The sequence below is a fragment of the Endozoicomonas sp. ALB115 genome (assembly GCF_049310245.1).
Taxonomy (GTDB): Bacteria; Pseudomonadota; Gammaproteobacteria; order Pseudomonadales; family Endozoicomonadaceae; genus Endozoicomonas.
Genome location: NZ_JBLYZG010000016.1, coordinates 55,761 through 80,378, shown reverse-complemented (window position 1 = coordinate 80,378; position 24,618 = coordinate 55,761). Strand labels below are relative to the sequence as shown.

Sequence of the window (24,618 nt, the reverse complement as noted above, 5' to 3'; positions counted from 1 at the left end):
AAACAATATTGCATATCCAGTTTATTTTTTTATTAAACGGCTTAAGGGAGCAGAAAATAGATAGTTAAGCCAGACATAATGCTTTGCAAAATAGAAAACTACAACAGGAAAAATAACACCTGCCAGTGTTCCAATTACCAAGTGTATAGCAGGGTCGTAGATATAGAACAGGTTAACCAGAATAATCCTCACACCACTTCCCGCTAGTATATGCAACAAATAAATACTCATTGATGCAGAACCAACAATTAAAAACCAATGAATAGGTTTACGAACCAAACTTTGAGATAACAACACAATAAACAAAATAGATATCATAGCAAGTAGAAGGCTTAACACACCTTTGTCTTCATAATTCATATCCAGTTGTAAATGAAAGATGTATTGGGAAACAGCAAAAATTATAAATGCAAAAAGTGTAAAATTTAGGTTCCCAGAGCCTGGAAATAGCTTTTTATAGCGGTCATATAAAATGCCAGCAATAAAAAAAACAAGATTATTTGTGATAAATCCCAAGTTATAAGCACTGGGTAGCTGCTTCTGGAAGATGTATAGTAAGATAGACACAGCAAAAGCTAATAATATCAGTCTATTTTCACTGGAGTTGAACAAAATGGACGACAACACAAAAATCATAAATAGTGCATACAAGAACCAGAACTGCCATTGTGGTTGCCATAGAATTGTTAATAATGTGCTGGCCTCAACCTTATTATTGGTGAAGGATGACAAAACAACTATGACTCCCCCCTGGATTAAAGACCATAATAAATAAGGATATACAATAGTATCAATTTTACTGGATATTAATTTCAACCTCCCTCTTCTTCCTAGAGAATTCATAAAAAACAAACCGGATAAAAAGAAAAATAGTGGCATATGAAATGTATACACTAGACTGTCGACTAATGTGTAAACACCAACATTCAATGGAATTGAAGCATTATAAACACCTCTTGCAACATGACCATAGACTACCAGCACTATACCGATGGCTTTTGAGTAGTCCACCCATAAGCTTCTATCACTCATGACACCATTAATCCTTTAATATTATCTTGCAATAGGTATTTAAAAATTGAGTTTAGAGTTTGAAGGGTACTATCGTTTGTATTGAAAGCCTTTGTAACACTTTAACCTGGCCAAAACATGCTGATTTGCTGTGGTAAAAGCACTCACTATGTGAATAACGACTACTGTCGTAATGCCCATCTTTACAAGCCAGTCAGCCATTTGCTATGAACTGAAATAATTCTGCTTCACTAATTAATTAGTGCCAGGAGTTACCAATCTCAGGGTGGGAAAATAGCTTGTGAATTTTCCATTATCCCGTGTTATCAGTTGGAAATTTGAAGTCAAAGCATGGGCTCCAATAAAGAAATCAGGCAATGGTAATGTTTTATTGCCTTTGTTTTTTCTATATTGAAGGAAAACTTTTCCTGCCAGAAATAGCGCTTCACGTGGCATTTCCAAAACTTTAATGCCCATTTCAGTTAATGTTTCATCGACTGCTTCTATTGTTTTGAAACCAATCGATATTTCTGTGTATACCATTGAGTTGATGAATAGGCTATTGCTCTGGCTGTACTGTTCCAGAATATTTTCTGACCAATCAGCCCAGTTTTTGTCATTGGTCAATAAGTCCAGAAGAACAGAAGAGTCGATGAGAATGCCGTTCACGGTTTTCCCCTCGTATACCCCATAATTTCATCTGTGCTCATTTGGGCAGAAGCGATTCCTCTGAACCGGGCAAATTTTTTCTTCGTTTTTAGTTGGTCTCTTTTTGCCAGATAGAATCTGCCGTTCTCCTCAATAAAATCTATTTCACTTCCCGGCACAACTCCGAGTGCCTCCCTCACTTCCCTGGGGATAGTGACCTGGCCTTTTATAGTAACTCTCATGATTTTCTATCTCTGGCTTAAAGTAATACTAATATAGTATTACTTGAGAGTGTGTACCAGAAAAGCCAATGGAATCAGCCCAGAAACCCGAAAAGCCGGGGCCAGCCAGTGGCCGGTAATTACCGTTGGCGGCCTCTATTTACCCTTGTGCAAAAGATTCTTCTGCTCTGTCCAAGGCAACATTTTGCCGAAGCTGTGAACAATGGTCAGCAGCGCAAGAAGTAGCTCGCCAGGTGTTTTCTCGATTTCCTGCTCCAGGTCCTGTATTTTCATCTCAGTAATTTTCAGGAAGTTGATCAGAAGCTTTAAGAATCCACCCCAAATAAATCCCGGATATAAACCTTACCCCGATTCTCTGGTCGCAAGCACGCTACCGCTCACCATCTTTTGCGCTCTATGTTGGAACAGCGAAACGTCTGTTTGTAAAAATCATGCCGCAGGCATATTGCTACTCTTTAACTTTCACCCCCTGCAATGAGGGCATTTATCTGGTATTTGAAAATCGATGTATAGCTAATGTAGACATAATAAATGACAAAGTAATAACAGAATTACTAATTATCATTTTCCTTATAATTTTTTTTAATTACATTGATCACAAAGGATACGATTAAAAAACTTTTCTTTTTTCTGTTTTTGTGTCCTCCTCCCCAGTTAACAAAAAAGCCAATTAAACAATGCCAGAGTTATAGCCGTTATGGTCGTAATAGCCCTGGGTATAGCCATAAGCATCTTTTTGCAACGGATTGATCTTATTCAACACTGCTCCTGTCACTGGCGTTCGGGCCTGTAACAGACGACCAACCGCCACCTGTATTGCATTCACCTGCATGCGGCCAGCTTCAACCACATAGATCAAGCCATCGCAATGGCGGGAGATCATCAGCACATCACTGACGTTCTGCACCGGTGGACAGTCCAGCAGCACATAGTCGTAGTGCTCTTTCAGCTGTTTCAGCAGCATGCCGTAACGCTCAGAAGCCAGGAGCTCCTGGGGGTTTGGTGGTATCAGGCCACAGGGGATTACATCAATGCCATCCACCGTATGCACCGCTTCATCAACTGAAGCCGAACCCAACAGCAGGTTTGCCAGGCCAGCAGAACCACCTTTAATAGCGAAGTTCTTACCTAAAACCGGACGACGCAGGTCGCAGTCAATCAACAAGGTTTTACCCAGCTGCCCCAGCGCCAGCGCCATATTGGAAGCAATGGATGACTTACCCTCACCGGGCGCAGTAGAGGTAATAGCAAAGAGTTTATGCTCCTGATCCATTGCGCTCAGGTTGATGCCGGTCCGAATAGTCCGAATCGCCTCTCCAAATCCATGCTGGTCTTTATTGGTGAACAGGCTGTGAATCTGACCATCCAGTTTTTTATCGGTCATCTTTGGCAGCACTCCCAGCACTGGCAGATTCAGCTTTTCTTCAACGTCGCTTGTTGTACGGATAGTGTTGTTCAGCATCTCCAGCAGGAAAGCAACACCACAGGAAAACAACAGCCCCATCAAGCCAGCCACAACAACAATCAGTTTTTTCTTTGGTTTTATTGGGTGCTGAGGCGCATAGGCCTGATCCACAATACGAGCATTAGCGGTCTGTAAATCGCTGGTGGCCGAAGTTTCCTGAATACGTTTAAAGAATGCGTCGTAAAGATCTTTATTAGTCTGTACTTCACGTTCCAACGCCCTTAAGCGGAACTGTTTGCGGTTGATTGCCTGCACATTGACCTTTGCCTCCGCAACCGCGTCCTCAAGGCTGCGTTCGTTGGCTTTATCCAGCTCATAGTCCCGCTCTACCCCTTCAACAATATTACCAATCTGGCTGTCAATATTATTCTCAAGGCTTTCCAGGTCACTGCGTGCTGCAATCATTTTCGGGTGCTTTGGCCCATAGCGACGGGAAAGCTCCTGAACCAATCGCTGACTTTTTGCTTCTTCAGTTTTTAAGTCTTTTATCAGTGGATGGTTTAACACCGCCTTTAGTGAATCATGACTATTTTTTATACCACCATTTTGAATCTGCTGATAAATACCTTCAGACACCGCCAGTTTCCGACGCAATGCCACCAGTGACTTCGTCAGGGCTTTTAACTCATCACTGGAAATGGTTAATACCCCTTCCAGGTCCACCAGGTCTTCACTGTCCCGGTAATTCTGAAGACTCTGCTCAGCAATACGTAACTTCTCAGAAAGCTCATTCATCCGTCCCTGCATCCAGTCAGTAGCACTGAGCGTCAGGGATAGTTTTGCTTCCATATAAGCTTCGATATAGGCACCGGCCACCGCATTGGCAATGGCAGCTGCCAGTTTCGGGTTTTCGGACTGGGCGTGTATTTTCACCACCTGAGTTTTGCGTACAGGCTCAATGCTGACTTTTTTATTCAGGGCATTGATCACATCCCTGCGCACCGAAGACTCATCAACTTCTCCCCCGGGCTCCTGAAGGCCTAACCATACTTTCCAGTCCAGCAGCCCGACATACCAGGGAGCATTGTTCAAACGATCATTAAACTCCGGGTTATTCATCAGTCCGAGTTTATCCACTACCTTTTCCAGAACCCCCCGGGATTTCAGCACTTCAAACTGGGTATTCAGGTAACTGTCGCTGCCTTCAATGCCATAGACCTCCTCAATGGAAAGCACCTTGGCCTGCTCCTGTTCTATTTGCAGAACCGTGGTCGCCTGATAGACCGGTGTAATAGAAAACACCACCAGAATGACAATTAGAGTGACCGCCAGGGTAAAGCCAATAATTGGCCAGCGGTAATTGACCACTACCTGAACAATCTGGCGCAGGTCGATAATGTCTTCATCTTGCTCTGCAATACCCGGCAGTCGAGTGGGTTGTGAATTACTCATAACTATGACTTCTAACAGATGAGGCAACAAACTCCCGTTTACTGCCTGAATCAGGAATTTATTACTTAAAAAAAGCTCTCTTTAACATTGACAATATCACCAGGAAGCACCGAGTTATTCAGTGCCATGGTACGTTCCTGCAAATGACCATTTTCTTCACGGGTAACCACCACCTCCTTACGTGCCGCACGCTGGGTAAAACCACCAGCAAGGGCCACCGCCTTTTCAAGAGTTAACCCCGGTTCAAAACTGAAACCACCAGGTGATTTAACTTCACCACTGACAAAGAACTTGCGGTATTCGGTAATTCTGACGGTCACTTTCGGGTCAATAAAGTAATCCCCCTTAAGCTCACTGGTCAGAAACGACTGCAACTCACCGACCGTCTTTCCCTTCACCCGAATCTCACCCAGAAATGGGTAGGTGATGGTGCCCGCATCGGTCAGCCTGGTTTCCACCTCCATATCCTCTTCACCAAAGACGGTGATACTTATCTGGTCACCAGAACTCAGGCCGTAGGTAGAGTAACTCACCAGCTCTGCATTCGTGATATTTGCCATCAGCGTCAGGGTGGGGAAGATAATTGCCAGAAGCGGTTTTACCCTTCTAGCCAGCAAACAGGGTCCTTCCATATTCACTACCATTTCTGCAAAAAACAGGAAACTGACGACTTTAGTCGTCGACTTATTTTATAACCATTAACATTTAAACAAGATTAAAGAGACACTTCAGCCGTCAGCATGTATACATTACGGCTAAATCCATCCGGAGTCTGGCCCACAGCCAGAGCCTTTTCATTCCGGTCGATGGTATTCCAAGAAAAACCCAGTGTCGCATAACGACGCAGTTGCCATTCAACTCCTACACCAAAATCATTTAACGTAAGGTGCTTCAGAGCTTCACCACTCGCTCTTTGCAACTCTTCATTGGTGTATCGGTAAGTAACACGGGTTGAGATACGAGATGTCCAGCCGTGTTTCCAGCTTACCTCAGTGCTGGTACCCTGAGTAAAAGTCACATCCTGTGGATTACCAGACTCAAGACCGTAGTCACGAGCAGTACTGAACTGAATCAGGGAGTGCTCCAGGGGCAGGTAACTGGCACCCACCTCCCAACCGGTATAGCCTTCTGAGCCTACCCCACTGACCTGACTGCTACGGTAGCGACGACCCAGCTTGGCGTAACCGGTGGTTTTCACTGTAGCTTCCCAACTCAGACCCACCAGATAACTGGTAATGTCATAACCGGCACTGTTTACACCGGTGTAATCCAGCTTGCGCTGCTTGATTTCTACCAGTGCATCAGTTACGGGCATAAAACGGTAAAATGCGGTACCACCCAATTCCGTTGTTTTGCGGTCATTACCTTGTACAAGGCCATTACTGGTTTTGTAGTCCTGCATGTTGTAGCCACCAAAAAGGTCAGCACGAAGGATGGCTTCCTGGCCACCCAGACTGTAGAGGAGACGACCAGTGGTGCGGATGTATTCAGGGGCACTTAGATCAACAACACCATTTACTGTTGAACCTTCATCATGGTAATTGCCAATACCCAGCGTCAAATCTATCCGGTTACGACGATTCAGCTCGTGATTAAGGTTGGCATCAAGGCCAATATTGGTAAAGTCAGCATCCTGCTCACTGGTAAAATGTTTGTTTTTTGCTGCTGCTCTTACCACGTAGGTATTCAAACCCTGCTGCGCCTTAAATTCAACAGATGCTTCCAGGTCATAAACCGTAGAGCTTTTGTTTTTCAGGCCATCGGTCACACTATTTTGAAAGATATTGTCATCATAGCCAATATTCAGAACAGCCAGAGGAGTTACTTCAACGACACCCCAGTCTATATGTGCAGGCTCTTCTACCGCAGCAACCGCCCTCAAACCATGACTGGTCAGGGCAATACCAATAGCGAGCTTACTTATTCCCTTCATTTCCTACTCATCCCTAATGCATCTTTTAAAGGCACTTGTCAGTCCAGACATGTCGAGCCTGAAAAGCTCTTGTCATCAATGATCCCGCCATACCTTGGGAAGTAAGACCTGTAATCACACAGCAAAATTGATGCCAGCCTGCTTTCCTATTTATTTACTAACCGGAGATCTCTAAAAAATAAGCAGTTGTACTAATAGACCTAAAAAATTAGTTTGTATTATAAAATCAGTTTAAATATAATTTCTAGCAATATATTAATATATTTAAAAACTGGCTCTTTCTATTAAACGAAAGCCAATCCCTGAAAAATGGATATCTAACTTCATTGGATCTCGCTGATCAGGAAATTGTTGTTTATTTTCAATGAATCATCGCTTCCCATGGTAATTCCTAAACGTTCACGCCCATCAGGGCGCTTTGCCATACAGGAACCCGGATGAAACCAAAACACTTACTTGCCTCAAGTGCATTGTCGCTGATCGCTATTGTTGGTATGGCCCAGGCAGATCTGGTACAGGACCTGGCCACCATGCCAGCCGACCAGGCGCTAACCATAGCAATGCAGGCTGAAAATTCCTCTATTGAATCAGTTATCAGCAGTGCTGCTATACAACTGAATAATCAGCCAGAACTCCTTTCTGCTTTGATTGAAGCCGCAGTTAAAGTTTATCCTCTACAGACTGGTCAAATTGTTTCTGCCGCCATCAGTCAGGCACCTGACCAAAAAGAAATCATCGTCAATGCAGCCAAGGCAGGAGCTGGCAATAGTGCTGAGCTGATGAGCATGATCGACCAGGCCGCCGGACAGTTTGAGCAACTGGTGACAGCACTCGATGATGTTGAAACGACTGAAGAAATCGAGGCGGAACAACAAGAAATCGCCCCACTACTTCCACCACCACCGCCTCCTGCTAATTCTGGCTCCAATGACAGAGAGTCCTCCATCAGCGATAACTGATTTAAATGCACCCGATTCGATCGGGTGTTTTTTTATGTTTTTAACCAAGAAGAATTCAAAGGTTTTCACCTTTTCGTTTTATAGGTCTGTTATTTGGGGAAGAAGATATATAGCCTCAACAGATTTCCCGCGAACCAAAAGCTGTTCCATTCAAGGAGTGCAAGACGCATTCTAAAAATAACGTTGTAGCTTTTGTGGTTAAAAACAGCCCTTCCACGGCTCAAAAAATGCCCACTTTTAATGCGACCTATCAACAAATTGAACAAATTCAGTGCTTATGCCTGCATTGAACCGGTTTCTTGCTGACCTATATCAAAAAATGCACAACCCATTGGCTCTATTATTGATCTGCGCCAGAAGGCCTGAGGTGAAATGAGTAATGGTTTTTGCATTAGCAAATCCACCACTTTTAGCTGAACAAATATTGATCAATTTCACTTTATCGTGAAATATGTAGAGAGTATGATGCCCCGTTGGTTTCATCATCCATCAGATCGAGGCTTTCTTTTTTGTCAGGTCAACTCTTGTCAGAACACACAGCGCCAGCACCGTTGAAGATTGGTCCTTATTCCATCGTTCACCCGGTGGTATTGGCACCCATGGCGGGCGTTACCGACAGTCCGTTTCGCAAACTCTGCCTGAAAATGGGTGCAGGCATGGCGGTGTCGGAGATGGTGACCAGCAACCCAAAGCTCTGGAATACCCGTAAGTCCAGGCTGCGCATGGATCACAGCTGTGAGTCCGAACCACGCTCCGTGCAGATTGCCGGAGGTGATCCGGAGCAGATGGCCGAGGCGGCCAGGCTGAACCAGGAGTTTGGAGCCCAGATCATAGATATCAACATGGGCTGCCCTGCCAAGAAGGTTTGCAATAAGGCGGCCGGTTCTGCCCTGCTGCGGGACATTGATCTGGTGGAGTCCATCCTGAAAGCGGTAACGGCGGCGGTGGATATTCCGGTGACCCTGAAGATTCGTACCGGCTGGGACCCGGACAACCGCAACGGTGTTGCGGTTGCCAAACTGGCCGAACAGTGTGGCATTGCCGCCCTGGCGGTTCATGGCCGCACCCGGGCCTGCATGTATAACGGTGAAGCGGAATACGAAACCATCGCCCGTATTGTTGAGGCGGTGACTATCCCGGTGATTGCCAATGGTGACATCACCTCACCGGAGAAAGCACGGCATGTGCTGGACGTTACCGGTGCCAGCGCATTAATGATTGGCCGTGCCGCCCAGGGCCGTCCCTGGATATTCCGGGAGATCAATCACTACCTGCAACACGGGGAACGGTTGGCAGCCCCGGATCAGAATGAGGTTCAGGCAATCCTTTTGAGGCACCTGGAAGCCCTCCATCAGTTCTACGGCCTTTTTTACCAGGAGCTCCAGGCTGTGCGGATTGCCAGAAAACATGTGGGCTGGTACATGCAGGACCAGCCATCCGGCCTGGAGTTTCGCCGGCATTTTAATAAGCTGGAATCTTCGGAAGAACAGCGCACCTGCATTCAGGAGTATTTTCAGCGTTTTTCAGAGTCGACTTTTGCGAAGAAGTCAGAAGGTAACGGAGAGGACATAGCGGCATGACGGCAACACAAGTAATCGTAGAAGAAGGTCGTCCAGTAAATGGCCATGGGGGAAGCCTTGCCACAGCGTCGAGAATACCGGAGTCCCAGACTCTGCGCGACAGTGTGGAAAAATCCATGAATAACTACTTTGCCCACCTGGACGGGCAGGACGTCACCGATGTCTATCAAATGGTGCTGTCTGAAGTAGAAGCACCTCTGCTGGAAACGGTCATGGCTTACGTCAAGGGCAACCAGACCCGCGCGGCCACATTACTGGGCCTGAACCGGGGTACCCTGCGCAAGAAGCTGAAGCAGTACGGCCTGCTTTAATTGGTTCATTACTCTTTTCAATCTAATCAGTAGTTTCTGGACCAAGGACACTACTGATTTCCCCTTTATTCCCTCTCCCCCTGCCAATAGCCACCATTTCCAGCTAAAATCTGCCAGAATTTTTATTCCAACTATCTATTCCAACAAACGGTGAGTGAGAAACGATGGCAGTCACGACACGCCCGATTCGCCGGGCTCTGATTAGCGTTTCCGACAAAACAGGAATTGTTGAGTTCGCCCGGACACTGCAACAGCATTCGGTTGAAATTCTGTCCACAGGCGGAACTTATGCACTGCTGGTTGAGAACGATATTCCTGCCATTGAGATTTCTGACTATACCGGCTTCCCGGAAATGATGGACGGCAGGGTGAAAACCCTCCACCCCAAGGTTCATGGTGGCATTCTGGGCCGCAGCGGCCAGGATGAATCCGTCATGGACCAGTATGGCATCCAGCCTATCGACCTGGTTGTGGTCAACCTCTACCCCTTCGAGCAAACCATTGCCCGCCCTGACTGCGATCTGGCCACCGCCATTGAGAACATCGATATTGGCGGCCCGACCATGGTTCGGGCCGCCGCCAAGAACTACCGCGATACCACCATTGTGGTGAACGCCAGTGATTACCAGTGCGTACTGGACAGCCTGGCTGACAATAATGGCTTGATTGATCTGACCACCCGCTTTGATCTGGCCGTGAAGGCATTTGAGCATACAGCCGGCTACGATGGTGCCATTGCCAACTACATGGGCACCGCCATTAACAGCGATGACGATGAGCCGGAAGCTTTCCCACGCACTTTCAACAGCCAGTTTATTAAAGTAGAAGATCTGCGCTACGGTGAAAACCCGCACCAGAAAGCCGCCTTCTACACAGAAAAGAACCCGCCTGAAGGCACGGTTTCCAGCGCCAGACAACTGCAAGGCAAAGCGCTTTCCTACAACAATATTGCCGATACCGATGCAGCCCTGGAATGCGTTAAAGCGTTTGATCTGCCAGCCTGTGTTATCGTCAAACACGCCAACCCCTGCGGTGTGGCAACCGGCACAGATATTCTTGAAGCCTACAACCGCGCTTACGAAACCGATCCAACCTCTGCCTTCGGCGGCATTATCGCCTTTAACCGCAAGCTGGATATGACCACAGCCCGTACTATTATTGAGCGCCAGTTTGTGGAAGTCATTATCGCTCCCGAAATGGACGCTGAAGCGGCCGCCACTCTTCAGAATAAGCAGAACATTCGGGTATTAACCGCTGGCCAACTGGCAGCTGAGCCAACTCCTTTGCCGGATTTCAAGCGTGTCAATGGCGGCCTGCTGGTTCAGGATTCCGATATCCGTATTATTGATCCTTCTGATCTGAAAGTGGTGACGGATCGCGCCCCGACCGAGCAGGAAATGGCCGACCTTCAGTTCGCCTGGAAGGTCGCGAAATTTGTGAAGTCCAATGCCATTGTCTATGCCAGGCACTCACAGACAATCGGTATCGGCGCAGGCCAGATGAGCCGTGTTTACAGTGCCCGCATTGCCGGCATCAAGGCAGCGGATGAAGGGCTGGAAGTTCGTGGTTCCGTGATGGCATCCGATGCCTTCTTCCCATTCCGGGACGGTATTGACGCCGCAGCCAGTGCAGGTATTACTGCGGTCATCCAGCCCGGTGGCTCCATGCGAGACCAGGAAGTGATTGACGCCGCCAACCAGGCAGGCATAGCCATGGTATTTACCGGCGTTCGGCATTTCCGCCATTGAGAAAAATTTTCCCCAGCAGAAATCACAAAAAGAAAACCTTTGTGCACTCCGTGGTCTCTGTGGTTCAAAAAAAGGACATCCTTTATGAAAGTACTGATCATCGGAAATGGCGGGCGGGAGCATGCCCTGGCATGGAAAGCGGCTCAAGACGACAATGTTACACAAGTGTTTGTCGCTCCCGGTAATGCTGGCACCGCCTCTGAAAACAAAGTATCCAACGTTGCTATCGATGTGCTGGATATCACCAGACTGGTTGAATTTGCCCAGTCAGAAAACATTGACCTGACCATTGTCGGCCCGGAAGCACCATTGGTGGCGGGCGTTGTTGACCAGTTTGAACAAGCAGGTCTGGCGATATTTGGTCCGTCACAGGCAGCGGCCCAGCTGGAAGGCTCCAAGGCATTCACCAAAGATTTTCTTGCCCGCCATAATATCCCCACCGCCGCCTACCAGAACTTCACAGAGATTGAACCCGCTAAAGCCTACGTCAAACAACAGGGTACACCTATTGTGGTGAAAGCTGATGGACTTGCTGCCGGTAAAGGCGTGATTCTCGCCCAGACGGAGCAGGAAGCTTTTGCTGCTATTGACGACATGCTGGCTGGCAATGCTTTTGGTGAAGCCGGTCACCGTGTGGTGATTGAAGAGTTTCTTACCGGCGAAGAAGCCAGTTTTATCGTCATGGTGGACGGCAAAAACATTCTCCCCATGGCCACCAGCCAGGATCACAAAGCCCGTGACAATGACGATAAAGGCCCGAATACCGGCGGTATGGGTGCATATTCTCCTGCGCCTGTGGTGACGCCGACAATTCATGACCGAGCCATGAAGGAAGTCATCATCCCAACGGTACAGGGCATGGCCAGCGAAGGCATGCCATACCGGGGCTTCCTCTACGCCGGATTAATGATTGATGCTGATGGCACCCCCAAAGTACTGGAATACAACTGTCGTTTTGGTGACCCGGAAACCCAACCCATCCTGATGCGCCTGAAGTCCAGCCTGGTAGAACTGTGCCTGGCCGGTACCCGTGGTGAGCTGGATCAGGTTGAGATTGAGTGGGACAGCCGCACTGCCCTTGGCGTGGTCATGGCAGCCGGTGGTTACCCGGAAGCCTACCGCAAGGGTGATGAAATCACGGGCATCGATAATATCATCAATGCCAAAGTCTTCCAGGCCGGAACCCGTGTTGAAGAGGGCAAAACCCTGACCAATGGCGGCCGGGTACTCTGTGTGACCGCCCTGGGCGAGACCGTGAAGGAAGCTCAACAGCAGGCCTATAACGCGGTCACAACCATTGACTGGAAAGACGTCTACTATCGTACAGACATCGGCCATAGAGCCATCGTCCGGGAAGAGGCATAGTTACAGAGGTCAGGCAAAAGACTTTTAACCACAGAGAACACAAAGCCCACAAAGAAAGATAAAACTTCTTATCTTTTTTCTTCGTGAGCTTTGTGTTCTCTGCAGTTTAAAAAAAGCCTTTCACTTTGTCATACTTCAGGAAAATCCCCTGAATTTCCTGTTCTTGCGTAAACCGTCGACTGATTCACTGTCCAACCAGTCAGTTTTCAGTATAATTCTGCAATAAATACGAAAAACGGAATTTTCAACAGTGTTTTATCAAGCCTTTACACGGCAAAAATGGACATTCGCACTGCTATTTATTTTATCGTTTACTTTCTCCGCCCTGAATGCATCTGCGAATGTCGACATTAATCAATCATCCTACTTACTCCAGCCTGGAGCGAGTACAGAGTTCTATATTGACGACACTAGACAACTATCCATCAATGCGCTGGTTGAGGGAGCGTTCAAATACCGCTTTGCCCCATGGCAGCCTAACTTACTCCGCACCGAAGAACAGCAACAAAACCTCTGGTTACGCTTTCCTGTTACCAACCATACGTCAGAAGTAGTGCATCCCATCCTGTCTGTGGATTATCAGCAGCAGGAACTGCCGACCCTTTATCTCACATACGTCAGCGCTGCCACTGGCAAGACTGTCGTTAAACCACTGCCACTGGATCAGGTCAACACCACGAGCTTTACGCTGCTGCCAGCTCAGTCCGCAATGATATACCTTAAAGCACCGTTTCATCCTGAACTGAGCAATAGTCTGAAACTGGGTAGCTTTGATCAGTTGATCAAACAGCAGTGGTATAAACACTGGCAAACCGGATTAATCAGCGGTCTGTTGATATCAATGATTCTTGCCAATGCCTGGCTTTTCCTGTCGATAAAACAGCCATCAAAAACTTCAAACAGCCTCTCACCTTCTAATCACCGTCGTATTTTTCATCTACTGCTGGCTTCAGGTGCTATCTTTGCACTCATTTTTATGGCTTCCTGGCAGGGCTATCTGAGCACCTGGTTTTACATACCCATCACCGCAGAAGCCTGGCTCTACAAATTATCACTGCTGTTAATCAGCCTGACCTTCTGTCAGCTGGCCATAAACCTCTTTGGCTATCATAGGCCACTGCTTATCCGTTTCTTTAATATTTTCTCGTTTATTTACCTGGTATCAGCCCTCTGGTTGCCACTAAGCGACAGTAGTATGTTAAATACTCATCTGCTGGTACTGACGCTGATCGGTAATGCCTGCTTCTGCCTGTCTTTTTGGCTGGTAAAACCCCATCGCCTCTATATATCACCCTGGTTGCTGGTCCCCCTCGTCATCAGTCAATGTATTTTCGCCCTGAACCAAACCGGTGCATTGGGGATATCTTCCAGAAACACGACCTGGCTACTGATTCAAACATTGGCTTTAACACTCGGCTTCCTGTCGCTGTCAGGGAGAGTCAACAGAAAAGTGATCAACAGGGAAAAATTTTCGGATAGCGTCCGACAACGGGATGAGCTGGACGAAGAGACCATGAAATCGCTGGGCCATGAAATGCGAACGCCACTGAATGGTGTGATGGGCATGTCAGAGCTGTTACTGAGTACACCATTGACCCCGAAGCAGGAAGACTACGTGCAAACACTTCGCTACGCGGGTTATGAACTGGGCAACCTGGTCAATCTACTGGCCTCCAGCATTAAGGCTCAAAACCAGGAAATAACGTCGGACACACGACTGGTTGATATACACAACACAGTGGATGAGCTGATTCATCATTTCCAGTATCGTGCGGAACAGCAGAATATTGAAATTATCTGCTTCGTTGATGAAAGCATGTCCGCCGAATGTCATATCGAAGGCTATCGGGTCTCATTGATTCTGGAAGCATTTCTGTTCTATGGGCTGAGCCAGGCTGAAACGGGAGAGGTTGCACTTTCTATTCAGAGAGATGCTGCCGGTAAACTGCTGTTTGAGTTCAGTTTCAAAAACCCTGCCGGTAGCAGCATTGCAGAAAAACATTTATCCGGTGAGCACTCTTTATCCGAGATAAAAGCAGAGACAGTCATGAGGCTGAATCTATACCTTGCAACTCGTCTTATACGACAGCTTGGAGGAAAGGTCAGTAAACGGGCCAATATCCTCTCATTTACTTTGCCCTGCTCCTGTGGAGAAGAGAATAAGCAACCCAGACAAGATGAAATACCTCAGCAAAACCAGTATGAAAATATGCGGGTACTGATTGCTGATGACAGTGCAACCTGTCGTAAAGTGCTCCGCCAGCAATGTCATCTATTGGGTATTTCGGTGATCGAAGCAGAAGATGGCCCGGAAGCCCTTGCCATGATTCGTAACGAAGCTTACCTGAACCGAGCATTTGATATCATTATTCTTGACCACCAGATGCCCGGGCTGAAAGGTTTACAGGTCGCAGAACGAATCAATGACGACCCGGGTATTGACCCATTGCCAGCCATTATTATGCTGACCGGGGTCAGTAACCCTCCCAGTAAGCACCAGTCCAGCAAACTGGGTATCAGCTCAATTCTCACCAAGCCGGTTACCCGGTTTACCGTACAAAGCGCCCTGATAAAGGCCCTTAACAGCAGGCAACAGCGTTATACGGAAGCATGATATTGGGCAGACAGTTCATGTACGGCATTCACAAAGGCACCCGCCTTTTCCGGCTCAACATATTGGTGAATGCCATGCCCCAGATTGAACACATGGCCATTGCCTGTGCCAAATTTTTCCAGAACGGTTGCCACTTCCCGGCGAATACGTTCCGGTGATGCATAAAGCGCTGATGGGTCCATATTGCCCTGTAACGCCACCCGGTTACCTACCCTCTGTCGTGCTTCACCCATATCGGTTGTCCAGTCCAACCCCAGGGCATCGGCACCGGTATCGGCCATCGCTTCAAGCCACTGCCCACCATTTTTGGTAAAGAGAATAACCGGCACTTTTCTGCCTTCATTTTCCCGCTTCAGGCCTTTCACAATCCTGTCCATATAGTGCAGTGAGAAGTCACGATAGTTCTGTGAACTGAGCACCCCACCCCAGGTATCAAAAATCTGCACCGCCTGGGCACCCGCTTCTATCTGGGCATTCAGGTAGCTGGTCACTGACTCGGCAAGCACGCTCAACACTTGCTTCAGCAGTTCTGGCTGATCAAACATCATCGCTTTTATACGACGAAAGTCTTTGCTACTGCCACCTTCAATCATATAGGTTGCCAGTGTCCAGGGGCTGCCGGAAAAACCAATCAGCGGCACCCGACCATTGAGTTCACGCCGAATGGTTCTCACCGCATCCATCACATAACCCAGGTCTTTTTCCGGGTCTGGCACGGTCAGCGCTGCAACATCAGCGGCATTACGAACCGGCTTTTTGAGCTTCGGCCCTTCACCGGCTGAAAAATAAAGCCCAAGACCCATGGCATCGGGAATCGTGAGAATATCGGAAAAGAGAATCGCCGCATCCAGCGGGAATCGTTCCAATGGCTGCAAAGTTACTTCACAGGCAAGCTCTGCGTTCTTGCACAGGGCCATAAAGTCACCGGCACGGGCCCTGGTTTCCCGGTATTCCGGTAAATAACGGCCGGCCTGGCGCATCATCCAGACGGGAGTTACATCAACTGGCTCCCTGAGCAAAGCTCGAAGAAAGCGGTCATTTTTCAATGGAGTCATAAAAGTCCCGATACCAGCGTTGCCTGAACCATCAGTATTCCAGGCTGTAGAAAAAACAGGGGCGCTTCCGGATTGGAAAAACGCCCCTACATTATCGTAAAAAAGAGTGATTAATCAGACATCCAGGTAATCAAGAATACCATCTGCTGCCTGACGACCTTCCCAGATGGCGGTGACCACCAAATCTGACCCACGAACCATATCACCACCAGCAAACACCTGCGGGTTACTGGTCTGGAATTTGTACCTGGCTTTTTCCGGGGCCACCACCCGGCCACCTTCATCAATCTGAATATCGTGCTGTTCAAACCAGTCAGCCGGGCTCGGGCGAAAACCAAAGGCCACCAGAACCACATCCGCTTCCAGTATCTGGTCACTGCCTTCTACTACCTGTGGACGGCGACGACCATTGTCATCCGGTTCGCCAAGTTCAGTGGTTACCAGACGGATGCCCTCTACCTTGCCATCACCAACAATTTCTACCGGCTGGCGGTTAAACAGGAAGTTCACACCTTCCTGTCTGGCATTGGCCACTTCCCGGCGGGAGCCCGGCATATTCTCTTCATCACGACGATAGGCACAGGTAACCGACCTGGCTCCCTGCCGAATCGCCGTGCGGTTACAGTCCATGGCGGTATCACCACCACCCAGTACCACCACCCGCTTGCCCTTCATATCAATAAAGTCTGCCGGATCCTGTTCAAAGCCGAGGTTACGGTTCACATTGGAGATCAGGTAAGGCAGCGCATCATGGACACCTTCAAGATCTTCACCCGGGAAGCCGCCTTTCATATAGGTGTAAGTTCCCATGCCCATGAATACCGCATCATACTCCTCAAGCAGCTTCTCCATGGTGATGTCTTTACCGATTTCCGTGTTCAGCTGAAACTCAATCCCCATTTCAGTAAACACTTCACGACGACGGCTCATAACGTGCTTTTCCAGCTTGAACTCTGGAATACCGAAGGTCAACAAGCCACCGATTTCCGGGTTTTTATCAAACACCACCGGCGTCACACCATTGCGTACCAGTACATCGGCACAGCCCAGACCTGCCGGTCCGGCACCGATGATGGCCACTTTTTTATCGGTCCAGGACACCTTGGACATATCCGGACGCCAGCCGAGCGCCAGCGCCGTGTCGGTAATGTATTTCTCGGTAGACCCGATGGTTACCGCACCAAAGCCGTCATTCAGTGTACAGGCACCTTCACAGAGGCGATCCTGTGGACAAACCCGGCCGCACACTTCTGGCAGTGTATTGGTCTGGTGTGACAGGTCTGCCGCTTCAAAAAGACGACCTTCAGAGACCAGTTTCAACCAATCCGGAATGTAGTTGTGTACCGGACACTTCCATTCACAGTATGGGTTACCACAGGAAAGGCAACGATGCGCCTGATTTTTTACCTGCCGCTCATCAAACGGTTGGTAGATTTCCACAAATTCTGTTTTGCGCTGACGCAGGCTTTTCTTATCCGGGTCATGACGACCGACATCAACAAACTGAAAGTTGTTATTCAGCCTTCTTTCTTTCTGGCTCAGGCTGCTGCCATTTTTTAATGGTATCTGTGACATTTCGCTGACCTCACAAAGCTGTTCGTAGATTCAATACCTGTTCGTTTGCCCCCCCTGCGGACACCCTGATTACTCAGGGCTACCGTGGGTACTGGCCAGCAAGGTATCGAGACTGGCAGCTTTTGGCTTCACCAGCCAGAAACGACCACTGTAGTCATAAAAGTCTTCAATCAGCTCCTGCCCCCAGGTACTGCCGGTCTCGGCAACATAGTCTTCCAGGACACTCAGCAGGTGTGATTGATAAGGCTCCATGGCTTCATTATCAATGCGATGTATATCCACTAATTCATGGTTATAACGATCAACAAAACTTCTTTCCAGATCCAGCACGTAGGCAAAACCACCGGTCATGCCCGCACCGAAGTTATGACCCGCCCGGCCCAGTACAGTCACCAGACCACCGGTCATGTATTCACAACAGTGGTCGCCTGCGCCTTCCACCACAACATTGGCACCAGAGTTACGAACACCAAGACGTTCACCTGCACGACCCGCTGCGTACAATGTTCCACCGGTGGCACCATAGAGACAGGTGTTACCAATGATAGAGGTTTCATGGGTGACAAAACTGCTGCCAACCGGCGGGTAGATCACCAGCTTACCGCCGGTCATGCCCTTACCCACATAGTCGTTGGCATCCCCTTCCAGGCGCATCTCCAGACCACCCGCGTTCCAGACACCAAAGCTCTGCCCTGCGGAACCGGTCAGATTCAGCTTCAGGGGGTTATCCGCCATGCCCTGGTTACCGTAACGTTTGGCAATCTCACCGGATAGACGGGCACCGATGGAGCGATCACAGTTGCCAACCGTAAAACTGAACTCACCACCTTCTCCGTTTTCGATGATATCCATCGTCTGGCGGACCATCTCTTCCGCCAACTCACCTTTGTCGTAGGGTGGGTTACGATCTACCTGACAGGTCATGGGCTTATCCGCAGGCACATCGGCACTGCCGAGAATCGGGGACAGGTCCAGGTTCTGCTGCTTTTCCGTCAGGCCCGGCAAAATCTCCAGCAACTCAGTGCGGCCGACCACCTCTTCAAGGGTTCTGGCACCCAGCAAGGCCAGCCACTCACGCACTTCTTCAGCAACAAAGGTGAAGAAGTTCATAACCATTTCAACATCACCCTTGAAGTGCTCTTCCCGGAGTGACTTATCCTGAGTCGCCACACCGGTAGCGCAGTTATTCAGATGACAGATACGCAGGTATTTACAACCCATGGCAATCATCGGTGTAGTACCAAAACCAAAACTTTCCGCACCGAGAATGGCCGCCTTGACCACATCAAGACCGGTCTTGAGACCACCATCCGTCTGCAGGCGAACCTTACCACGCAGATCATTGCCACGCAGCGTTTGATGGGCTTCACTCAGGCCCAGCTCCCACGGTGAACCGGCATAACGGATAGACGTCAGAGGACTTGCAGCAGTACCGCCATCATAACCGGAGATGGTGATCAGATCCGCATACGCCTTGGCAACGCCTGCTGCAATAGTACCGACGCCAGGTTCAGATACCAGCTTGACGGAAACCAGCGCCTCGGGATTCACCTGTTTAAGGTCATAAATCAGCTGAGCCAGATCCTCGATGGAATAGATATCATGGTGCGGTGGCGGTGAAATAAGGGTAACACCCGGCACAGAGTAGCGCAGACGGGCAATCAGCTCATTTACCTTGCCACCGGGCAACTGACCACCTTCGCCGGGCTTGGCCCCCTGGGCAACCTTGATCTGCAGGACTTCGGCATTCACCAGGTAGTGAGGGGTTACGCCAAAACGACCCGAGGCAATCTGTTTGATTTTGGACATACGATTGGTGCCGAAGCGGGCTTCATCTTCACCACCTTCACCGGAGTTGGAGCGACCACCAAGACGGTTCATCGCTTCCGCCAGAGCTTCATGAGCTTCCGGGGACAAAGCACCAAGACTCATGGCCGCAGAGTCAAACCGGCGCACGATATCGCCAACAGATTCAACCTCATCCACCGCCAGTGCCTGATCATTGCGCTTGAGACCCAGCAGGTCACGCAAAGTAGCCACTGGACGCTGGTTGACCAGTTCGGCGTACTTCCGGTACTCCTGATAGTCGCCGGTTTTAACGGCAACCTGTAACTGTTGCACCACATCCGGGTTGAAAGCGTGGTACTCACTGTCGTGTACATACTTCAACAGGCCGCCCTGCTGAATCGGCTTACGGGCTTTCCAGGCCGTTTCAGCCAGCAGACCCAGTTCATAATGGAAGTCTTCGAAACGGGCTCCCTGAATACGGCTTTGAACACCGCAGAAGCACAGATCGACAATCTCTCTGGCAAGACCCACGGCTTCAAACAGCTGCGCTCCCCGATAGGAGGCAATGGTCGAGATTCCCATTTTGGAAAGGATTTTCATCAGCCCTTTGCCGATGCCTTTACGGTAAGCCTTGTACGCTTCCCGGGGATCGGTCATTACCTCACCGGAGCGAATCTGGTCATTGATGATTTCATAGGCCAGATAAGGGTATACGGCGGTGGCACCAAACCCGATCAGTACTGCAAACTGGTGGGAATCACGGGCAGACGCGGTTTCAACAATAATATTCGACTCAGAACGCAGGCCTTTGCCAATCAACCGGTGATGCACGGCACCCGTCGCCATGGCCGCTGGCACTGGCAGCAGTCCCTGATCGATATGGCGGTCAGAAAGGCAGATTAATACCTTGCCGGATTGCACCGCTTGTTCCGCCTGGTCACAGATATTCAACACCGCCTGCTCAAGACCAATAGACGGGTCGTAAGTCAGGTTGATGGTGGCTGTCTCAAAGGACTTATGCTGATGACGAACACTCATCAGGTCCAGGAATTTCGCAGTGGACAGTACGGGTGACTTGAGAATGACCCGGGCAGCGTGTTCCGGTGTTTCTTCAAACAGGTTCAGCTCACGACCCAGGCAGGTTTCCAGCGACATGACAATCGCTTCACGCAGTGGATCAATGGGCGGGTTGGTTACCTGGGCAAACTGCTGGCGGAAGTAGTCATAAACCGTTCGAGTTCTGCCAGAGAGCACGGCCATTGGTGTATCGTCGCCCATAGAACCCACCGCTTCCTGGCCAGACTCCACCAGTGGACGGATCACCTGATCACGTTCCTCAAAGGTGACCATAAACATCTTCTGATAGACGTTTAGCTGCTCAGGAGACAGGTGGTCAACCTTGTAATCATCTTCACTGAAGTGGGAACGGATACGATAGGCGTTCTGCTTCAGCCACTTTTTATAGGGCTGGCGGACTTTCAGTTTGTCATCGATATCATGGGCCTGGTGCAGTTCGCCTGTTTCGGTATCAATCGCCAGAACTTCTCCCGGCCCAACCCGGCCTTTGGCAACCACATCTTCAGGCTTATAGCCATGGACGCCAACTTCTGAAGCCACGGTCAAATAACCGTTTCTGGTAATAACCCAGCGTGACGGGCGCAGGCCATTTCGGTCCAGGGCACAGACGGCGTTGCGGCCATCGGTAATAACCAGGCCGGCAGGGCCATCCCAGGGCTCCATATGCATGGAACTGTATTCATAGAATGCCCTGAGGTCCGGATCCATGGTGTCGACATTTTGCCATGCGGGCGGAACCAGCATGCGAATGGCACGGTAGAGATCCACACCACCCGCGACCAGCACCTCCATCATATTATCCAGGCTGGATGAGTCAGAGCCGGTGCGATTCACCAGAGGAGAAATATCATCAAGCGTTGGCAGCAACGGTGACTGGAACTTCTGACGACGGGCCTCTGCCCAGTTACGGTTACCGGTGATGGTATTGATTTCACCGTTGTGAGCCAGCATGCGGAATGGCTGGGCCAGCTGCCAGCGCGGCATGGTATTGGTAGAAAACCGCTGATGGAATACACAGATGGCGGTTTCAAAGCGGGTATCACCAAGGTCCGGATAAAATGTCGGCAGGTCCACCGGCATCATCAAACCTTTATAAGTAATGACCCTGGGCGACAGTGAGCAGATATAGTAATCCTGGTCTTCCACCATCGCCATATTGGTGTAACGGCGGGCCATGTAGAGCCTGGCATTAAACTCTTTCTCGTCAAGCTCACCTTCGGGGGTAACAAAAATCTGTTCAATGCCTGGTAACAGATCTTTGGCGATGGGGCCCAGGCAGTCAACATTAACAGGAACCTGGCGCCAGCCTACCACGTTGAGGCGCTGCTTCTGTAACTCTTTCTCAAGCGTTTTTTTGCCTTTTTTCGCCCGGGCCTTGTCCGTGTTGAGAAAGACCATCCCTACGGCATATTGGCCGGGCAGCTCGCAGCCAAACTTTTCTTTCGCAACCGTTCGGAAAAAAGTATCCGGTGTTTGAATCAACAAACCACAACCGTCGCCTGTTTTACCGTCGGCAGCAATACCGCCACGGTGAGTCATACAGGTCAGTGCTTCAATCGCCGTTTTCAGAAGGTGGTGACTTTTCTTACCTTCCATCTGGGCAATGAGCCCGAAACCACAGTTATCCCGAAACTCCCCGGGATTATACAGACCTGCTTTCATAGGCACTTTCTCTACCAACCTCATCAACCCATTATTTTTCTGGCTCGCCTCGCCTTAACCAAAAGTCATCCCGACTTTCCCGGAGCCCGCTTCCACCTTGAAGTTGACTCCTATCCGGAAGGCTTCATGTTCCACTTTCTGAATCAGGTGAATACACATCGTTTAAACATCTTTGGTGTACCACCGGCACACTACCCTGTAGAGCCATAACTGTTTTGTAACCGGTTTTGTAACCCGTGTGCTTTCTGCCTCTGGTAACAGGACTTCCCGCCATAATTATGCAGCTTAAGTGCATAAAACCAAATCTGGCTTATGACCAATTGGCAGGCAAAACGGCTCGCCATTTTACACGGCTGTCACTGCAATCACAAATGACCCGCATCAATGCAATTAAAAACCGTAATAACAGATTGATATATTGAAGCTTTTTACAGCAAATTCACACATCCAGGAATAGTTATGACTAATAAAGTGAGAGCTGGAGAGCACGCTCCAGCCAGTGATAAAGTATTCAGGAGCAGAACTGCTCAAGGCAGTCCATTAAATGTTGATAGCTAAAACCATCCGTCACCACAGCATGACCAACAGAGTCCAGAAGCACCAGCCGCAACTGGCCATCCAGCACTTTTTTATCCACTGCCATTAGCTCAAGAAAGCGATCCGGGTTGATACCAGAAGGAGGCATCACCGGCAGGCTGGCACGCTCAAGCAAATATATAAGCCCATCGACGTCTTCTCTGGATATATGGCCTTCCCGGCAGGAAAGATCAGCCGCCATCACCATACCAGCAGCCACCGCTTCACCGTGCAGCCAGGAGCCATAGCCGGTATGCGTTTCTATTGCGTGACCAAAGGTGTGCCCAAGATTGAGAATGGCACGAATACCGGACTCATTCTCATCCGCCTCGACCACTCTGGCTTTGTCCTGACAGGATTGATGGATTGCGTAGGAAAGTGCCTCTGGATCACGATCCAGCAAACGCCCAATGCTTTCCTGCAACCACTGATAAAACGGTTTATCGCAAATCAAACCATATTTGATTACTTCTGCCAGTCCTGCTGATAGCTCCCGGTCAGGTAATGTGTTCAGTGTCAGCGTATCGATAATGACGGCATTGGGCTGATAGAAGGCACCGATCATGTTTTTACCCAGGGCATGGTTGACCCCGGTCTTTCCTCCTACTGAGGAATCAACCTGGGAGAGCAGTGTCGTTGGAACCTGAATAAAATCCACACCCCGCTGATAGCAGGCCGCAGCAAAACCGGTCATATCCCCAATAACACCGCCACCCAACGCCAGCAACGTGGTTTTGCGGGTATGCCGTTCCTGCAACAGCTGATCGAAAATAAGGTTGAGTGTTTCGAGGTTTTTATACTGCTCACCATCCGGCAAAGTGATGACCGTCAAATCATAATTTGCCAGGGTGCGCTTAATGAGATCCAGGTAGAAAGGGGCGATCGTCTCGTTGGTGACAATGGCAACACGCCGACCTTTAATGTAAGACTGGAAATGTTCAGCGTCTGACAAAAGATCGGAGCCGATAAAAATGGGATAGCTTCTATCTCCCAGATCGACTTTAAGTTCCAGCATGGTAGATGACTCCCTCACTGTTTTCCCAAACCAACCGTTTGAACGATTTTTTTTATAACTTGCCGGGGTGACATGGTGGCCGTGTCCAGAACAAGGTCTGCGATCGACCGATACAGTGGGTCACGCTCTTCAAGCAACCTGGTCAGAACCTCTGCACGGTCTGCCCGTTGCAACAATGGTCGTCGTTTGTCTTTTTCCGTTCTCTGCAATTGAATTGCTACCGGGGTACTCAAATAAACCACAAACCCATTGGTGCTCAACTGCCGTCTGTTTTCCAATCGGCCAACAGCCCCCCCACCGGTTGCCATGACGACGCCTTTCTGAGTGCAAATATCTTCGATGACCTGGGTTTCCCTGTCCCGAAACCCCAGCTCGCCTTCAACATCGAAAATCCAGGGAATATCCGCGCCACTGCGTTCTTCAATCACATGATCCGAGTCAAGAAAGGGTCGAGCCAGCTCTTTTGCCAGCATCCTGCCAATGGTACTTTTGCCTGCCCCCATGGGACCAATAAGATAGATATTTGTTAATGGCATGCTCTTTGCCAGCCTGACTTCCTGCCTGTGTGCAGCGAGCGTAGCGCATCGCAAGCAGTGATGACA

18 protein-coding genes are annotated in these 24,618 nt (G+C 49.2%); 6 read left to right on the top strand and 12 right to left on the bottom strand.

The window, feature by feature from the left end; translation table 11 throughout:
• Positions 1-21 precede the first annotated feature (21 nt).
• The 7 genes from ACO6VE_RS10105 to ACO6VE_RS10075 form a co-directional block, all read right to left on the bottom strand.
• Positions 22-1,032 carry an acyltransferase family protein gene (locus tag ACO6VE_RS10105; RefSeq protein ID WP_422461116.1) on the bottom strand — a complete coding sequence of 337 codons (1,011 nt, stop codon included), beginning with the start codon at positions 1,030-1,032 and terminating at the stop codon, positions 22-24.
• A 234-nt stretch (positions 1,033-1,266) separates the two neighbouring features.
• A complete protein-coding gene (locus tag ACO6VE_RS10100; protein ID WP_422461114.1) occupies positions 1,267-1,680 on the bottom strand; it encodes a type II toxin-antitoxin system VapC family toxin in 414 nt (137 codons plus the stop codon).
• Positions 1,677-1,901 carry an AbrB/MazE/SpoVT family DNA-binding domain-containing protein gene (locus ACO6VE_RS10095; RefSeq protein ID WP_422446312.1) on the bottom strand — a complete coding sequence of 75 codons (225 nt, stop codon included), beginning with the start codon at positions 1,899-1,901 and terminating at the stop codon, positions 1,677-1,679. The genes ACO6VE_RS10100 and ACO6VE_RS10095 overlap by 4 nt, the downstream gene beginning before the upstream one ends.
• A gap of 135 nt (positions 1,902-2,036) precedes the next feature.
• A complete protein-coding gene (locus ACO6VE_RS10090; RefSeq protein ID WP_422446314.1) occupies positions 2,037-2,174 on the bottom strand; it encodes a hypothetical protein in 138 nt (45 codons plus the stop codon).
• A 397-nt stretch (positions 2,175-2,571) separates the two neighbouring features.
• Entirely contained in the window at positions 2,572-4,758 is a 2,187-nt protein-coding gene (locus tag ACO6VE_RS10085) for a GumC family protein (RefSeq protein ID WP_422461112.1), read from the bottom strand.
• 65 nt (positions 4,759-4,823) lie between these two features.
• Positions 4,824-5,390 carry a polysaccharide biosynthesis/export family protein gene (locus ACO6VE_RS10080; RefSeq protein ID WP_422447893.1) on the bottom strand — a complete coding sequence of 189 codons (567 nt, stop codon included), beginning with the start codon at positions 5,388-5,390 and terminating at the stop codon, positions 4,824-4,826.
• Positions 5,391-5,473: 83 nt separating this feature from the next.
• Complete coding sequence (locus ACO6VE_RS10075; protein WP_422461110.1) at positions 5,474-6,691, bottom strand: hypothetical protein; 1,218 nt, start codon at positions 6,689-6,691, stop codon at positions 5,474-5,476.
• Positions 6,692-7,128: 437 nt separating this feature from the next.
• Here ACO6VE_RS10075 and ACO6VE_RS10070 point away from each other — a divergent pair, with 437 nt between their 5' ends.
• From ACO6VE_RS10070 to ACO6VE_RS10045, 6 genes are all read left to right on the top strand, one after another.
• A complete protein-coding gene (locus tag ACO6VE_RS10070; protein ID WP_422461108.1) occupies positions 7,129-7,650 on the top strand; it encodes a hypothetical protein in 522 nt (173 codons plus the stop codon).
• A gap of 551 nt (positions 7,651-8,201) precedes the next feature.
• Positions 8,202-9,230, top strand: a complete 1,029-nt coding sequence (gene dusB, locus ACO6VE_RS10065; protein ID WP_422461138.1) for a tRNA dihydrouridine synthase DusB — start codon at positions 8,202-8,204, stop codon at positions 9,228-9,230.
• Entirely contained in the window at positions 9,227-9,541 is a 315-nt protein-coding gene (gene fis, locus ACO6VE_RS10060) for a DNA-binding transcriptional regulator Fis (RefSeq protein ID WP_209199972.1), read from the top strand. The genes dusB and fis overlap by 4 nt, the downstream gene beginning before the upstream one ends.
• Positions 9,542-9,705: 164 nt before the next feature.
• Positions 9,706-11,289, top strand: a complete 1,584-nt coding sequence (gene purH, locus ACO6VE_RS10055; RefSeq protein ID WP_422446322.1) for a bifunctional phosphoribosylaminoimidazolecarboxamide formyltransferase/IMP cyclohydrolase — start codon at positions 9,706-9,708, stop codon at positions 11,287-11,289.
• A gap of 84 nt (positions 11,290-11,373) precedes the next feature.
• The gene (gene purD, locus ACO6VE_RS10050) at positions 11,374-12,654 is read left to right on the top strand and encodes a phosphoribosylamine--glycine ligase (RefSeq protein WP_422446325.1); all 1,281 of its coding nucleotides are present in this window, start codon (positions 11,374-11,376) and stop codon (positions 12,652-12,654) included.
• 250 nt (positions 12,655-12,904) lie between these two features.
• Entirely contained in the window at positions 12,905-15,268 is a 2,364-nt protein-coding gene (locus tag ACO6VE_RS10045; RefSeq protein ID WP_422446327.1) for a hybrid sensor histidine kinase/response regulator, read from the top strand.
• Here ACO6VE_RS10045 and hemE read toward each other — a convergent pair.
• The 5 genes from hemE to aroK form a co-directional block, all read right to left on the bottom strand.
• On the bottom strand, positions 15,253-16,323 hold the full coding sequence (hemE, locus tag ACO6VE_RS10040) for a uroporphyrinogen decarboxylase (protein WP_422446329.1): 1,071 nt from the start codon (positions 16,321-16,323) through the stop codon (positions 15,253-15,255). The two genes, ACO6VE_RS10045 and hemE, sit on opposite strands and share 16 nt — an antisense overlap.
• 114 nt (positions 16,324-16,437) lie before the next feature.
• Complete coding sequence (locus ACO6VE_RS10035) at positions 16,438-17,898, bottom strand: FAD-dependent oxidoreductase (RefSeq protein ID WP_422461106.1); 1,461 nt, start codon at positions 17,896-17,898, stop codon at positions 16,438-16,440.
• Positions 17,899-17,967: 69 nt separating this feature from the next.
• Positions 17,968-22,425, bottom strand: a complete 4,458-nt coding sequence (gltB, locus tag ACO6VE_RS10030; RefSeq protein WP_422461104.1) for a glutamate synthase large subunit — start codon at positions 22,423-22,425, stop codon at positions 17,968-17,970.
• Positions 22,426-22,936: 511 nt separating this feature from the next.
• On the bottom strand, positions 22,937-24,016 hold the full coding sequence (gene aroB / locus ACO6VE_RS10025; RefSeq protein WP_422461102.1) for a 3-dehydroquinate synthase: 1,080 nt from the start codon (positions 24,014-24,016) through the stop codon (positions 22,937-22,939).
• A gap of 14 nt (positions 24,017-24,030) precedes the next feature.
• A complete protein-coding gene (gene aroK / locus ACO6VE_RS10020; RefSeq protein ID WP_422461100.1) occupies positions 24,031-24,552 on the bottom strand; it encodes a shikimate kinase AroK in 522 nt (173 codons plus the stop codon).
• Positions 24,553-24,618: the final 66 nt, after the last annotated feature.

Excerpts from the sequence above, each read along its gene's own strand:
- ACO6VE_RS10105 (WP_422461116.1), bottom strand. The coding sequence starts at position 1,032 with ATGAGTGATAGAAGCTTATGGGTGGACTACTCAAAAGCCATCGGTATA.
- ACO6VE_RS10095 (WP_422446312.1), bottom strand. The coding sequence starts at position 1,901 with ATGAGAGTTACTATAAAAGGCCAGGTCACTATCCCCAGGGAAGTGAGG.
- ACO6VE_RS10090 (WP_422446314.1), bottom strand. The coding sequence starts at position 2,174 with ATGAAAATACAGGACCTGGAGCAGGAAATCGAGAAAACACCTGGCGAG.
- ACO6VE_RS10085 (WP_422461112.1), bottom strand. The coding sequence starts at position 4,758 with ATGAGTAATTCACAACCCACTCGACTGCCGGGTATTGCAGAGCAAGAT.
- ACO6VE_RS10080 (WP_422447893.1), bottom strand. The coding sequence starts at position 5,390 with ATGGAAGGACCCTGTTTGCTGGCTAGAAGGGTAAAACCGCTTCTGGCA.
- ACO6VE_RS10075 (WP_422461110.1), bottom strand. The coding sequence starts at position 6,691 with ATGAAGGGAATAAGTAAGCTCGCTATTGGTATTGCCCTGACCAGTCAT.
- ACO6VE_RS10070 (WP_422461108.1), top strand. The coding sequence starts at position 7,129 with ATGAAACCAAAACACTTACTTGCCTCAAGTGCATTGTCGCTGATCGCT.
- fis (WP_209199972.1), top strand. The coding sequence starts at position 9,227 with ATGACGGCAACACAAGTAATCGTAGAAGAAGGTCGTCCAGTAAATGGC.
- purH (WP_422446322.1), top strand. The coding sequence starts at position 9,706 with ATGGCAGTCACGACACGCCCGATTCGCCGGGCTCTGATTAGCGTTTCC.
- purD (WP_422446325.1), top strand. The coding sequence starts at position 11,374 with ATGAAAGTACTGATCATCGGAAATGGCGGGCGGGAGCATGCCCTGGCA.
- hemE (WP_422446329.1), bottom strand. The coding sequence starts at position 16,323 with ATGACTCCATTGAAAAATGACCGCTTTCTTCGAGCTTTGCTCAGGGAG.
- ACO6VE_RS10035 (WP_422461106.1), bottom strand. The coding sequence starts at position 17,898 with ATGTCACAGATACCATTAAAAAATGGCAGCAGCCTGAGCCAGAAAGAA.
- gltB (WP_422461104.1), bottom strand. The coding sequence starts at position 22,425 with ATGAAAGCAGGTCTGTATAATCCCGGGGAGTTTCGGGATAACTGTGGT.
- aroB (WP_422461102.1), bottom strand. The coding sequence starts at position 24,016 with ATGCTGGAACTTAAAGTCGATCTGGGAGATAGAAGCTATCCCATTTTT.
- aroK (WP_422461100.1), bottom strand. The coding sequence starts at position 24,552 with ATGCCATTAACAAATATCTATCTTATTGGTCCCATGGGGGCAGGCAAA.